This is a genomic window from Actinomycetospora endophytica, assembly GCF_021026375.1.
GTDB lineage: Bacteria > Actinomycetota > Actinomycetes > Mycobacteriales > Pseudonocardiaceae > Actinomycetospora > Actinomycetospora endophytica.
On sequence record NZ_JAJNDB010000008.1, the window covers coordinates 269,210 to 282,961 of the forward strand.

At 72.2% G+C, this 13,752-nt stretch carries 12 protein-coding genes and 1 riboswitch; of the genes, 6 read left to right on the forward strand and 6 right to left on the reverse strand.

Annotated features, from left to right (window positions below; translation table 11 throughout):
- Nucleotides 1-7: 7 nt before the first annotated feature.
- Both LQ327_RS29815 and nicT read left to right on the forward strand, forming a co-directional pair.
- Nucleotides 8-937 carry a nicotianamine synthase family protein gene (locus tag LQ327_RS29815; RefSeq protein WP_230739711.1) on the forward strand — a complete coding sequence of 310 codons (930 nt, stop codon included), beginning with the start codon at nt 8-10 and terminating at the stop codon, nt 935-937.
- Nucleotides 938-1,154: 217 nt separating this feature from the next.
- On the forward strand, nt 1,155-2,243 hold the full coding sequence (nicT, locus tag LQ327_RS29820; protein WP_230739797.1) for a Nickel transporter NicT: 1,089 nt from the start codon (nt 1,155-1,157) through the stop codon (nt 2,241-2,243).
- A 106-nt stretch (nt 2,244-2,349) separates the two neighbouring features.
- Here nicT and LQ327_RS29825 read toward each other — a convergent pair whose 3' ends face one another.
- The 3 genes from LQ327_RS29825 to metE form a co-directional block, all read right to left on the reverse strand.
- On the reverse strand, nt 2,350-2,964 hold the full coding sequence (locus tag LQ327_RS29825; RefSeq protein WP_230739713.1) for a superoxide dismutase: 615 nt from the start codon (nt 2,962-2,964) through the stop codon (nt 2,350-2,352).
- A 197-nt stretch (nt 2,965-3,161) separates the two neighbouring features.
- Nucleotides 3,162-4,055, reverse strand: coding sequence for a DUF6925 family protein (locus tag LQ327_RS29830; RefSeq protein WP_230739715.1), 894 nt, complete (start codon nt 4,053-4,055; stop codon nt 3,162-3,164).
- Between the two features lie 81 nt (nt 4,056-4,136).
- Complete coding sequence (metE, locus tag LQ327_RS29835; RefSeq protein WP_230739717.1) at nt 4,137-6,410, reverse strand: 5-methyltetrahydropteroyltriglutamate--homocysteine S-methyltransferase; 2,274 nt, start codon at nt 6,408-6,410, stop codon at nt 4,137-4,139.
- 136 nt (nt 6,411-6,546) lie between these two features.
- Nucleotides 6,547-6,745, reverse strand: a riboswitch (cobalamin riboswitch).
- A 103-nt stretch (nt 6,746-6,848) separates the two neighbouring features.
- On the opposite strand from metE, the gene LQ327_RS29840 reads away from it, so the two are divergent.
- Nucleotides 6,849-8,333: an MmgE/PrpD family protein gene (locus LQ327_RS29840; RefSeq protein ID WP_230739718.1), complete on the forward strand. Its 1,485-nt coding sequence runs from the start codon at nt 6,849-6,851 to the stop codon at nt 8,331-8,333.
- Entirely contained in the window at nt 8,334-9,227 is an 894-nt protein-coding gene (prpB, locus tag LQ327_RS29845; protein ID WP_230739720.1) for a methylisocitrate lyase, read from the forward strand.
- On the opposite strand, the gene fdhA is transcribed toward prpB, so the two are convergent.
- Nucleotides 9,217-10,425, reverse strand: a complete 1,209-nt coding sequence (gene fdhA / locus LQ327_RS29850; protein WP_230739721.1) for a formaldehyde dehydrogenase, glutathione-independent — start codon at nt 10,423-10,425, stop codon at nt 9,217-9,219. The two genes, prpB and fdhA, sit on opposite strands and share 11 nt — an antisense overlap.
- 261 nt (nt 10,426-10,686) lie before the next feature.
- Between fdhA and LQ327_RS29855 the strand changes: the two genes are divergently transcribed.
- Both LQ327_RS29855 and LQ327_RS29860 read left to right on the forward strand, forming a co-directional pair.
- Complete coding sequence (locus LQ327_RS29855; RefSeq protein ID WP_230739722.1) at nt 10,687-10,899, forward strand: CbtB domain-containing protein; 213 nt, start codon at nt 10,687-10,689, stop codon at nt 10,897-10,899.
- The gene (locus LQ327_RS29860; RefSeq protein WP_230739723.1) at nt 10,899-11,762 is read left to right on the forward strand and encodes a CbtA family protein; all 864 of its coding nucleotides are present in this window, start codon (nt 10,899-10,901) and stop codon (nt 11,760-11,762) included. Before LQ327_RS29855 ends, LQ327_RS29860 begins: the two co-directional genes overlap by 1 nt.
- 67 nt (nt 11,763-11,829) lie before the next feature.
- Here LQ327_RS29860 and LQ327_RS29865 read toward each other — a convergent pair whose 3' ends face one another.
- The gene (locus tag LQ327_RS29865) at nt 11,830-12,186 is read right to left on the reverse strand and encodes a putative quinol monooxygenase (protein WP_230739724.1); all 357 of its coding nucleotides are present in this window, start codon (nt 12,184-12,186) and stop codon (nt 11,830-11,832) included.
- A gap of 202 nt (nt 12,187-12,388) precedes the next feature.
- A complete protein-coding gene (locus LQ327_RS29870) occupies nt 12,389-13,726 on the reverse strand; it encodes an HNH endonuclease signature motif containing protein (protein WP_230739725.1) in 1,338 nt (445 codons plus the stop codon).
- Nucleotides 13,727-13,752: the final 26 nt, after the last annotated feature.

Consider the following 13,752-nt stretch of genomic DNA (forward strand, 5'->3'; position numbering starts at 1 on the left):
CACCGTCATGACGAGCGCGCTGCCCGTCCGTCGCCCGGTCGGGCCTGCCGAGCATCTCGCCGACGTGCGCGGCGGGGCGTCGCGGCTCGGGGTGCGTTCCTGCGGGCACGCCGACACCGGCTCGACCACGGCCGCCGTCGTCGCTCGTGTCCGTGCCCTGTACGAGGCCCTCCTGGCGCGGCCGCACCTGGCTCCCGAGCCGGTGACCAACGAGCTGTTCACCCGCCTGGTGTCGCTGGCCATCGACCCGGTCGCGGCCCGGGACGCCGACGCGGTGCTGGCCGATCCGGCGGTTCAACGGCTCCTGCCGGGTCTGCGCGACCTGTGCGCGACGGGCGAGTTCGAGCTCGAGCGGTGGTGGGCGCAGCGCGTCGTCGCCGATCCCGAGCCCCGGGCGGCGCTCGCCGGGTTCCCCTATCACCAGAACTACCGCGACCTGACCCGGCTCGAGCACCACGCGGTCGCCGGGCTGACGTCGGCTCCGGTGCGTCGGGTGCTGTTCATCGGGTCGGGCCCGCTGCCCCTGACGTCGCTGCTGCTCGCCGAGCAGTACGGGTGCGCGGTCGACAACATCGACCGCGAGCCCGAGGCCGTGCGGCTGAGTGCTTCCCTCGCCGGTGGGCTCGGCGTCGACGGCCTGCGGTTCCGGGTCGGTGACGTGCTCGACGGCTCCGACGGGTTCGGCCGGGACGACTACGACCTCGTCTACCTCGCGGCGCTCGCCGGCCTGGATCCCGAGTCCAAGCGCGGGCTGCTCGACCACCTCGCGCGCACGCTGCGGCCGGGCACGCTGGTCCTCGCGCGCAGCGCCCACTCGCTGCGCGGCCTGCTCTACCCGGTCCTCGATCCCGACGACCTGCCCGGCCTGCGCACACTCGCCGTCGTGCACCCGTGCACGGAGGTGGTCAACTCCGTCGTCGTCGCCGAGGTGTGCTGACGCACCTCAGGACCGTCCGGTCGGCCAGTTGCGGGATGTGAGCACGCCCGTCGCCCGGGAGTGATCGAAAGACGAGTTTTCCGACATTTCGCCACCGGTGGTCGATTGCAGGCGGTCGCCAATTGCCTAGCTCTTGCATCAGCAACACCCACGGGGGAACGTCTCCCGGGTGACCTCCGTGACCACCGCCGCGCAGACCACCACGCGCCGATTCGCCATGTCCCGCCCGGAGAAGCGTTCCGTGGCCGGGATGGCCGGGTTCATCCTGCTGCTGCACGTGCTCGGCTGGGGCACCCTCGCCCTGGTCATCGCGCCGGCGCACTACACCCTCGGCGGCGCCGGGGTGTTCGGCATCGGTCTCGGCCTGACCGCGTACCTGCTCGGCATGCGCCACGCGTTCGATGCCGACCACATCGCGGCCATCGACAACACGACGCGCAAGCTGCTCGCCGACGGCGAGGGGTCCGAGGTGTCCCGGCCCCGGCCGCTCTCGGTCGGGTTCTGGTTCTCGCTGGGTCACTCCACGATCGTCTTCGTGCTCGTGCTGCTGCTCGGCCTCGGTGTCCGCGCGGTCACCAGCGAGATCGGGCAGGACGACTCGCCGCTCAAGGTCATCGGCGGTCTGATCGGCACCGCCGTCAGCGGCGTGTTCCTGGTCCTCATCGGCGTGATCAACCTGGTCGTGCTCGTGGGGATCGTCCGCATCTTCCGGCGGATGCGCCACGGCGACTACGACGAGGCCGAGCTCGAGCGTCACCTCGACGAGCGCGGCTTCATGAACCGCATCCTCGGCCGCGTGACGAAGGCCGTGCGCAAGCCGGCCCGCATGTACCCGGTGGGCGTGCTGTTCGGCCTGGGCTTCGACACCGCGACCGAGGTCTCCCTGCTCGTCCTCGCCGGCGGCGCGGCGGCGGCGACCCTGCCCTGGTGGGCCGTGCTCGTCCTGCCGATCCTGTTCGCGGCCGGGATGAGCCTGTTCGACGCTCTGGACGGAGCCTTCATGTGCTTCGCCTACGGCTGGGCGTTCATGCGGCCCGTGCGCAAGGTCTTCTACAACATCACCATCACGTCGCTGTCCGTGCTGGTCGCGCTCGTCATCGGTGGCATCGAGCTGAGCTCGATCCTCGCCGACCAGCTCGACATCCAGGAGGGGCCGCTCGCCTGGATCGCCGGCCTCGATCTCGACAACGTCGGGTTCGTGATCGTGGGGCTGTTCGTGGTCGCGTGGCTCGTCGCCCTGGCGGTGTGGAAGGTCGGGCGCGTCGAGGAGCGCTGGGAGGGCGACCTCCGGGGCGAGACCTCCTAGCGCGACGACGACCCCCGGAGCGACGAGAGGGGACTCCGGGGGCCGTCGTGCGGGCGCGGCGTTCGAGCTGGTCGGAACGATCACCGCGCGGTCATGGGGGGCGGGTTCAGATCAGCTGGGTTCCGCGGGCGGACTCGAAGCGCTTGGCGGCGTCGGCCCAGTTGACGACGTTCCACCACGCCTTGACGTAGTCCGGCTTGACGTTGAGGTAGTCCAGGTAGAAGGCGTGCTCCCACATGTCGAGCATGACCACCGGGATGATCCCGAGCGGCACGTTCGCCTGCTGGTCGTAGAGCTGGAAGATGCGCAGCTTCTGCGCGAGCGTGTCGAAGCCCAGGATCGACCAGCCCGACCCCTGGATCGTCGTGGCGACCGACGTGAAGTGCTTCTGGAAGAGCTCGAACGACCCGAAGTCCCGGTCGATCGCCGCGGCCAGCTCGCCGGTCGGCTTGTCGCCGCCGTCAGGGCTGAGGTTCTGCCAGAAGACCGAGTGGTTGATGTGCCCGCCGTAGTTGAAGGCGAGGTTCTTCTCCCACAGCAGCGCCGTGGTGCCGATCGTGTCCTTCTCCCGGGCGTCGGCGAGGGCGTCGATCGCCGTGTTCAGCCCGGTGACGTAGGTGTTGTGGTGCTTGTCGTGGTGCAGCTCCATGATCTTGCCCGAGATGTGGGGCTCGAGGGCGCCGTAGTCGTAGGGCAGGTCGGGCAGGACGTACTCCGCCATGGGGCTCCTCCGGCAGGGCGTGCAGTGCAGTCGCAACCCTGCCGCTATCGCAAGCTTATTGCAACACGAGACGAAGACGTCCGCGAGATCTCGTGAGGACGACCTGGCGCCAGCAAACCGTTCTTGCAACCGAGTCAGCGTGACTCGCTTGCGAGATGAGGGTTCCGGGTCCGCTGCCGCGTCGTCGGGACGAACGATCACGACGAGCGCGCCGCACACCTCGTTCCGACCCGGTAGCCGCGCCGCGCGGCGGGGGAGAGGTCAGCACGATCGGGCTCCGGCTCGCCCGCCCGGGCCCGCCGCGTCGCCTCGAGCTCCTCGGCGTCTCCGAACTCCGCCATGACCTCGTCGAACGCAGCGTCCGCTGCCGCGTCGTAGGGGTGCTCCCGCCCCAAAGCGTCGTGGTGCGGGTGCGGCGGGAAGACCGACGCGACCGGGACGAGGCCGTCCGGGACCGGATCGGTGGCCGGGTGGGTGCGCCGGTGTGCCAGGAGAGCCGGCAGCAGGTGGGTGTGCGGGCCGAGGGGGCTCTCGCCGTCGACGGGCGGGATCGGCGTCTCGACCTCGATGCGCCCGACCGCGGTCCGGAACACCCGCGCGGCGCCGGCGTGGAAGATCGCGTGGACCAGCGGCCCGTCGAGCTCCGAGGCCGCCTCGCACTGCGCGACGAGGTCGGCGTCGGTGGTCCGGATACAGGCCTCGAGGTGTCCGACGCCGAGGCCGAGATCGACGAGCGTCCCCGGCCGGACCAGCGGGTCGGGGTCGGAGCCGAGCACGGTCACCGTGCGGCGCGCCGGACCGGCGGCGACGTCGTCGGGCAGACAGAGGGCCACGGCGTGGGTCCAGCCGTCGGTGCCGGTGGGGCGCCGCCAGGCGTGGGCGCTCACGTCGTCCGGCACCGGACCGCGCAGGTCGATCCGCACCGCCCCGTCGTCGCACGTCGCCGTGTGGACGCCGGGGCGGTGCTCGACCGTGACCGTCGACCCCGGTGGATGCAGGAACTCCGCGATCGCGCCGAAGGTGCCGACCGCGAACCCGGCGAGCGGGTCGTCGAGCCAGCCCGCCACGGCGTCGTCGAGGGTGCTCAGCATCCGATCATCATGTGGCCTCCGGCCCTGTGAGCACTCATTGATGCCAGAGCGTCAATGTGTGCTCACAGGCGCGGAGCGCACCTACCGACGGGCCTCCTGGGCCGCCTCGACCATCGCCTGCAGCGTCGGCTCGACCTCGGCGTAGCCGCGGGTCTTCAGCCCGCAGTCCGGGTTGATCCAGAGCCGGTCGTCGGGCACCGCGCGGCGGGCCTCGGCGATCAGTGCCGCGATCTCCTCGCGCGACGGCACCCGCGGCGAGTGGATGTCGTAGACGCCCGGGCCGACCCCGCGGGAGTACCCGATGGCCTCGAGGTCGGCGAGCACCTCCATCCGCGAGCGGGCCGCCTCGATCGTCGTGACGTCGGCGTCGAGGCCGTCGATCGCGTCGATGACGTCGCCGAACTCGGAGTAGCAGAGGTGGGTGTGGATCTGCGTGGTGTCCGCGGCGCCGCCGGTGGCCAGCCGGAACGCCCCGACCGCCCAGTCCAGGTACGCGCCCCAGTCCGCCCGGCGCGGGGGCAGGAGCTCCCGCAGGGCGGCCTCGTCGACCTGGATGATCTCGATCCCGGCCTGCTCGAGGTCGGCGATCTCGTCGCGCAGGGCGAGCGCCACCTGGTCGGCGGTCGTGCCGAGCGGCTGGTCGTCGCGCACGAACGACCAGGCCAGGATCGTCACCGGGCCGGTGAGCATGCCCTTGACCGGCTTCGGGGTGAGCGACTGCGCGTACGTGGCCCAGTCCACCGTGATCGGCTCGGGGCGGGACACGTCGCCGTGCAGGATCGGCGGGCGCACGCAGCGCGAGCCGTAGGACTGCACCCAGCCCAGCGACGTCGTCGCGAACCCGGGCAGGGTGTCGGCGAAGTACTGGACCATGTCGTTGCGCTCGGGCTCGCCGTGCACGAGGACGTCGAGCCCGAGGTTCTCCTGCAGTTCGATGACGCGCTCGATCTCGCCGCGCATCCGGGCGGTGTAGTCGGCCTCTCCGAGCCGGCCCGCCGCGTGGTCCGCGCGCGCCTTGCGCACGTCGGAGGTCTGCGGGAAGGAGCCGATCGTCGTCGTCGCGAGGTCCGGCAGCCCGAGCCGGTCGGCCTGGGCCTTGCTGCGGACCTGGTAGTCCGCCCGCGTCCGGTCCCCGGGCTCGACGGCGGCGACGCGGGCCCGCACGGCCTCGTCGCGGACGCTCGCGCCGCCCGCGGTCGCCGCATCGGAGACCGCCCGGCGCAGCTCGTCGGATCCCTCCTGGGTGAGCGCCCGCCCGAGCAGCGCGATCTCGGCGACCTTCTCCCGGGCGAACGCCAGCCGGGCCGTCACCGCCGGGTCCAGCGCCGTCTCGACCGACACGTCGTAGGGCACGTGCAGCAGCGAGCAGGAGCTCGACACCGCGAGCTCACCGACGCTCCCCAGCAGCGACGCGACGCGGGAGAGCGCGCGCGGCAGGTCGCTGCGCCACACGTTGCGGCCGTCGACCACCCCGGCGACGAGCGTCTTGTCCCGCAGACCGGTGACGCCGGCGACGCGGTCGGCGAGGTCGGGGGACGTCACGAGGTCGAGGGCGACGCCCTCGACGTCGGTCCGGGCCAGCACGTCCAGCGCCGGGCCGGGGTCCCCGTAGGCGCTCGCGACCAGGATGCTCGGGCGGTTGCGCAGCGCGCCGAGGCGCTCGTAGGCCCGGCGCAGCGCGTCGAGCTCGGCCTCGCTCCGGTCCTGCACGAAGGCGGACTCGTCGAGCTGTACCCACGCCGCCCCGACGTCGGCCAGCTCAGCGAGCAGCTGCTCGTACACCGCGACGACGTCGTCGAGGCGCGAGAGCGGCTCGAAGCTCTCGGGCGCGCCGTCGGCGGGCTTGGCCAGCAGCAGGTAGGACACCGGCCCGACGAGCGCGGGGCGGGCGTTCGTGACGCCGTCCGCCACCGCCTCGGTGTAGTGCTCGACAGGAGTGCGCTCGGCGAGGCGGAACGTGGTGTCGGGCCCGATCTCCGGGACCAGGTAGTGGTAGTTCGTGTCGAACCACTTCGTCATCTCCATCGGCGGCGCCGACCTCGTACCGCGGGCGATGGCGAAGTACTCCTGCAGCGCGGTCCCCTCGCGCGTGTCGTGCGGGCGGAAGCGCGGCGGCACGGCGTCGAGCAGGGCGGTCACGTCGGCGACGTGGTCGTAGTACGAGAACGTGCCGGTGGGCTGGGAGTCCAGGCCGGCCAGGTCGCGACGGGTGCCGGCGCGGATGTCCGCGGCGACGGCCTCGAGCTCCTCGGCGGAGGACTTCCCGGCCCAGTGGGCCTCGAGCGCCTTCTTCAGCTCCCGGCGCGGGCCGATGCGGGGATACCCCAGGACGGTGGAACCGATCTGACGTGACACTTGCTCTCCTCCTCGTCGAGCACGGCGTCGGCCGGGCGAGCGTGAGGAGGGTGACGACGACGACCGGTGTGCGGACCGCCCGCCCCGGGTCCCTCCCACGAGGACCGCCAGGCCGCGCACGCCGGCGTTCGGCGCACGCACCGATGGCAGGTCTTCGGACTCGTGGGCGTCCGGCTCGCTCCTACTGGCCGTCGCTTCCCGGACCCCTCGCGGGATCCAGTGCTTCGTTGACGGCGGTCGTTCCCACTCACCGCTGCGGGGCAGTCCCGGAGTCTCGCCGGGTTCCCTGTTGCCACGAGAGCCGGCCGCAGACCGGATCTCGAACCATCAGCGCGGCGGACCCTACATGTCGTGGCGATCGCTCGCAGGAGTCCCACATCCGGGGCCGCCTCGCTCCCGGCTCGCGATCATGCCGCGGAGCGGGCCACCCTCGGGCACATGATCCCCCACGAGGTCCGCGTCCACCCCAGCGAGGACCGGCTCGCGCGCGCCGACCAGCTCGCGTGGCGGCTCGCCGAGCTCGCCGCCGACCCGGTGGCGCCCGAGCCCGCCGTCGTCGACATGGTCGTGAACCGGCTCGTCGACGACGTCGCGGTGGCCACGGCCTCGCTCGCCCGCCACGCCCCGACGACGGCCCGGGACCAGGCGCTGCGCCACCCCGCCGGACCGGGGGCGACGGTGCTGGGAGCAGCGCCCGGCGTCCGGGTCTCCCCGGAGTGGGCGGCCTGGGCCAACGGGACCGCGGTCCGGGAGCTCGACTTCCACGACACCTTCCTCGCCGCGGACTACTCGCATCCCGGCGACACGATCCCGCCGTTGCTCGCGGTCGCCCAGCAGACCGGGGCGTCCGGCGAGCAGCTCACCCGGGCGATCGTCACCGCCTACGAGGTGCAGGTCGCGCTGGTCCGCGGCATCTGCCTGCACTCCCACCGGGTAGATCACGTCGCGCACCTCGGGCCCGCCGTCGCCGCCGGGCTGGGGACGCTGCTCGACCTCGACCCGCAGATCACCTGGGCCGCGATCGGCCAGGCCCTGCACACGACGACCGCGACGAGACAGTCCCGCAAGGGCGAGATCTCGAGCTGGAAGGCGTTCGCGCCCGCGTTCGCGGGCAAGGTGGCGATCGAGGCGGTCGACCGGGCCATGCGCGGCGAGGGCGCCCCGAACCCGATCTACGAGGGTGAGGACGGGGTGATCGCCTGGATGCTCGACGGCCCGAAGGCGGCCTACACGGTGTCGCTGCCCGGGCCCGGCGAGCCGCGCCGCGCGATCCTCGACACCTACACCAAGGAGCACTCGGCCGAGTACCAGAGCCAGGCGCTGATCGACCTCGCCGTCCGCCTCCGCGAGAGCGTCGACCTCGACCGGGTCACCGACGTGCTGATCGAGACCAGCCACCACACCCACCACGTGATCGGGTCGGGCGCGAACGACCCGCAGAAGTACGACCCGGAGGCGAGCCGCGAGACCCTCGACCACTCGATCGGGTACATCCTCACGGTCGCGCTGCAGGACGGACGGTGGCACCACGAGCGCTCCTACGCCCCCGAACGCGCCCGGCGTCCCGACACCGTCGAGCTCTGGCGGAAGGTCCGCACCGTCGAGGACCCCCGCTGGACCGAGGCCTACCACCACGACGTGCCCGAGTTCGGCGGCCGCGTGGTGATCACCCTGGACGACGGCAGCCGGGTCGCCGACGAGCTCGCGGTGGCCGACGCCCACCCGCGGGGAGCCCGCCCGTTCGGGCGCGAGCAGTACGTGGCGAAGTTCCGCGCCCTCACCGAGGGGGTGCTGGACGTCGCCGAGCAGGACCGCTTCCTCGAGGTCGCCGGGCGGCTGCCCGAGCTCGCGGCGACGGAGCTCGACCAGCTCACCATCACTGCCGCCGGGCTGCCGGCGGGCGACCGTGAGGGGATCTTGTAGATGCTGCACACGACGACGACCGCCGCCGGGCGCCGGGCCGCCTTCCGCGCCGGCCTCGCCGCCCCCGGCCTGCTGCGCCTGCCCGGGGCGCCGAACCCGTTGGGCGCGCGGATGATCGAGACCGCCGGGTTCGACGGCGTGTACGTGTCCGGCGCCGTGGTGTCGGCCGATCTCGGGCTGCCCGACATCGGCCTGACGACGCTGTCCGAGGTCGCCGGCCGCACCGAGCAGATCACCCGGGTCACCGACCTGCCGGTGCTCGTCGACGCCGACACCGGCTTCGGCGAACCGCTCTCGGCGGCGCGGACCGTGCAGGTGCTCGAGGACAGCGGGGCCGCCGGCTGCCACCTCGAGGACCAGCAGAACCCGAAGCGCTGCGGGCACCTCGCGGGCAAGGCGCTCCGACCGCCCGAGGACATGGTCCGCACCCTGACCGCCGCCGTCCGGGCCCGTCGTGACCCGGACTTCGTCGTCTGCGCCCGGACCGACGCGGCGGCCGTCGAGGGACTGGACGCCTCGATCGACCGGGCCCGCGCCTACGTCGACGCCGGCGCGGACATGGTCTTCGCCGAGGCGATGGCCGGCCCCGCCGACATCGAACGGTTCCGCGCGGCGATCGACGTGCCGCTGCTGATCAACATGACCGAGTTCGGCCGCAGCGAGCTGCTCACCGCCACGGCGCTGTCCGACCTCGGCGTCGACGTCGTCATCTACCCGGTGACGCTGCTGCGGCTGGCGATGGGCGCCGTCGCCGACGGCCTGCGCGCCCTCGCCGACGAGGGCACGCAGGCCGGGCTGCTCGACCGGATGCAGACCCGCGAGCAGCTCTACGACGTCCTCGACTACGACGCCTACGCGGCGTTCGACGAGAGCGTCGCCGGCTTCAGGCCTTGACCAGCCCGTGCGGGTCGATGACGAACTTCTCGGCGACCCCGGAGTCGAACTGTGCGTAGCCCTGCGGTGCCTCGTCGATCGAGATCGTCGTGGCGTTGACGGCCTTCGCGATCTGCACCTTGTCGCGCAGGATCGCGTTCATCAGCTGCCGGTGATACCGCATCACGGGGCACTGACCCGTCGTGAACGAGTGCGACTTCGCCCAGCCCAGACCGATGCGGATCGAGAGGCTGCCCTCCTGCGCGGCCGCGTCGACGCCGCCGGGGTCGCCGGTGACGTAGAGGCCGGGGATGCCCAGCTTCCCGGCCGCCCGCGTGATCTCCATGATCGAGTTGAGCACGGTCGCCGGTGCCTCGCCGGCGTCCTTGCCGTGGCCGCGGGCCTCGAAGCCCACCGCGTCGACGGCGGCGTCGACCACCGGCTCACCGACGATCTGCTCGATCTTGTCCGGCAGCGCGCCGCTCTGGGTGAGGTCGACGGTCTCGCAGCCGAAGCTGCGCGCGTGCGCGAGCCGGTCGGCGTTCATGTCCCCGACGATCACCACCGACGCCCCGAGCAGCTGGGCCGACGCGGCAGCGGCGAGCCCGACCGGTCCCGCCCCGGCGACGTAGACGGTGGAGCCGGTGCCCACCCCGGCCGAGACGCAGCCGTGGTAGCCGGTCGGGAAGATGTCCGAGAGCATCGTCAGGTCGAGGATCTTCTCCATCGCCTGGTCGCGGTCGGGGAACGGCAGCAGGTTCCAGTCCGCGTAGGGCACCATCACGTACTCGGCCTGGCCGCCCTGCCAGCCCCCCATGTCGACGTAGCCGTACGCCGAGCCGGGCCGGTCGGGGTTGACGTTGAGGCAGACCCCGGTGTGGCCCTCCTTGCACATCCGGCAGCGTCCGCAGGCGATGTTGAACGGCACCGAGACCAGATCGCCCTGCTTGATGAACTCGACGTCGCGGCCGACCTCGACGACCTCGCCGGTGATCTCGTGGCCCAGGATCAGCCCGGGCGGCGCGGTGGTGCGGCCGCGGACCATGTGCTGGTCCGAGCCGCAGATGTTGGTGGACACGCAGCGCAGGATCACCCCGTGCGGGCACTGGCGTCCGACGTTCGCCGGGTTGACCCCGGGTCCGTCCTTCAGTTCCAGGCCCGGGTACTCGATGTCCTGGACCTCGACCTTCATGGGCTCGATGTAGGCGACGGCCTTCATGAGCACTCCTCCCGACGTGCGTCGAGTGCCCCCTTAGCCCCGACGCCTCGGCCATCGTGACTCCGGGCTGTGGCCTGCGTCACCCGCCGCGTGGTCCCCGGATTCGGCCGCCGTTCGGCGGAGGACGGGCATCGCCTTGCCGGTCGGTCCGGCCGGCAGCGCGATCATGGTCACTCATTTCATCAACTGCTCAGATATTGACCGTGTGAGTCGGCTGGTCCTAGCGTCCTTGCGTCGGCCCCCTGCCCCTGGAGGACTCCCGTGACCACTGCCGGTGCTGCCGCACGCGCCCGCGTGACCGCGACCACTGCCGCGTCGAACATGCCGTACCTGATCGGCTCGCTGGTCGTCGGCCTGCTGCTCTTCTACTTCATCGGGTTCGACGAGGGCGCCACGTCGCTGTTCGGGAACACGATGGTCGTGCACGAGTTCGTCCACGACGCCCGGCACTTCCTCGGCTTCCCGTGCCACTGATGCACGCCAAGCAGGTGATCCCGCGGGCGGCGCTCGCGGGAGGCATCGGTGGTCTGGTCGCGTTCGGCTTCGCGCGGATCTTCGCGGAGCCGCTGATCCAGCAGGCGATCGACTACGAGGACGGTCGCGACGAGGCACAGGACGCTCTGGCCGCCGCCGCGGGCAAGCCCGCAGCGGAGATGGGCCCGGACATCTTCAGTCGGACGGTGCAGGCGAACGTCGGCATCGGGGTCGGGATGATCCTGGCCGGCGTCGCGCTCGGGCTGCTGTTCGCGGTGGTCTACACCGTGGTGCAGAGCCGCGTGACGTGGCGGCCGCGGGTGCTGGCGCTGCTGGTCGCGGGGGCGGGGTTCCTGACCCTCTACGCGACGCCGTTCCTGAAGTACCCGGCGAACCCGCCCGCGGTGGGGCACGAGGAGACCATCGGGGACCGCTCCGGGCTCTTCCTCGTGATGATCCTCGGTTCGGTGGTGTTCCTGGTCGTGGCCGTGATCGTCGGGCGCAGGCTCGCGGCACGGGTCGGGACCTGGAACGCGGCACTGCTCGGCGGGCTGACCTACGTCGTGCTCTCCGGCGTGCTGATGGCGCTGCTGCCGTCGCTGGGGGAGCTCGCGGCGAACGTCGCCACCTACGGCCCGGTCGCCACCGAGACGCCGCAGCCGTTGCGGGACGCGGCGGGACGGATCGTGTTTCCCGGGTTCGACGCGGACCTGCTGTACTCGTTCCGGGTGTACTCGTTCGCCGCGCAGGCGCTGATGTGGGGCGTGCTGGGCCTGGTGTTCGGGGCCCTGGCCGAGCGGGCCTCCGGACGCACCGGTGACGCCGTCGAGGCGGGCGCGCCCGCGGAGGCCGTGGACGCCTGAGCGGCATCGACTGAACGACATCGACGCGTCACGGCGGGTCCGGGGAAACCCGGGCCCGCCGTCGTCGTCAGCGGGGCTGGATCTCGCCCATCGGGCCGAAGCCGTCGTGCGGGGTGTCGATGTAGAGGATCTGCGGCTGCGCCGACACGAGGTCGGGGGCGGTGTCGAAGAAGTTCTTCACGTAGGGCTGCTGGACGTGGAACGCGCCCGCGTCGGCGTCCCGGAAGCCCTCGATGCAGACGTACTCGTTCTCGTCGGTGAGGCTGCGGGAGAACTTGAAGTACAGGCAGCCCTCCTCGGAGTTGACGCTCTTGGCGTAGGAGTCGGCGAGGGCCAACCACTCGTCGGTCTTCTCGGGCCGGATCGGCATCACGATGTTGATCACGATCATGGAGGCGCTCCCCTTCGACGTCGACGTCGTCATCGTCGTGACCCGCGCCACTGGCCGTCAACATCGGTGCAGGATGTGCCCTTCGCTCGGGGCGGTGCGTCTTCAGGGGCGTCCTGACCCAGGTTGATCCGCGCCGGCCCCCGTCCGAGGGGCCTGCGGGTCTCTGCCGTCAGAACGTCCCGGGTCCGCCGGGTCGGGGTTGTCGTGCCGGGTCGAGCCAGGCCGGCGGGATGAACTATGGCCGGCCGTCGATCATCTCGATCTGCCATTCGCCGTGGTGGACCAGGCGGTGGTGGAACGGGCACAGCAGGCACAGGTTGTTCAGGCAGGTCTCGCCGTCGTCGATCCAGTGTTCGATGTGGTGGCCGTCGCAGCGTTCGGGGCGGCGGGTGCAGCCCGGGAACGCGCATCCCTGGTCGCGGAAGACCAGCGCCCGGCGGATGTTCTCCGGGACCTTGTAGGACAGTCGCTCGACGTCGAGGGGTTCCGAGCGGGTGCCGAGCACCATCGGCACGATCCCGGCGTCGCAGGCCAGTCGGCGGGCCTCGGCCGGGCCGATCCGCTCGTCCGGGCCCACCAGCGCGTGCCCGATCCCGTCCCGCAGCCAGGTGTAGGGCATGGTCACCGTCAACAGCGCCCGCCCCGGCGACCGCGCTGGCCGGACCAGCGCCGGCGGGACCCCGCCCGCCGGCTCCGGGTCGGGGTCGCGGAGCTGCTGTTCGTGCCGTTGCCGGCGGGCCATGTCGTCGGGGTGACGCTGCTCCGGGAGCAGGTTCTTCGGGTCGCCGTCACCGCGTTCGGTCGGGCCGGTGGTCTCGGCCGGGTTCGCCCGGTCCTGCGGTGCGACGTTCGCCCCGATCCCACCGGGGGCCATCGCCAGACCGCACAGCTCCAGCAACGTCGCCGCGTAGCGGGCCTCGAGGTCGCGTTCGTCCTCGGCGCCGGCCCGCCCGGACAGCGCGTCGAACGCCGCGAGGATCAGCTGGATGTCCGCCCGTCCGGTGAACCGACCCCGCAGCGCCAGCGACCCGTCGGCGCGCCGCACGATCCGCAGCTCGTCGGTCGGCTCCGGGCCCTCCTCGGGCGCGACCCCGTCGGGGTCCAACGCCGAGATCAGCTGCGCGGCCACCCGCGCCAGGCCCTTCGGGGCCAGCGTCGCGGCCTTCTCGGCCAGGAACTGTTCGGCCTCGCCCAACGCGGCCGGGTCGATCCCGTCGACCTTCTCCAGGTAGCGCATCGCCTCGTCGATCACCCGCACGTGCCCGCGGTCCAGCCCGCCCGCCGCGGCCACCGGCGCGGTCGTCGACAACCGCGGCTCGACCGTCGAACCGCTCGGCGAGACCTGATCGCACAGCGCGCGGGCGTGACGCACCAGCCGGCGCGCTTCCCCCAGATCGACCCGCCACAGATCCTGCAGCAGCCGCTCGGTCGACTTGTAGCCCGACATCTCCGCAGCCCCGGTCGCCTCCAGCTCGGCGACCTCGGACACCACGGCATGCTCGGCGCGCCGGGCGGCCACCATGACCTCCTGGGCGTGGTGCATCACCGCCTCGTCGACCGCCGGCCTGCTCATGGTGACGACTGTAGACGCACCCCCCG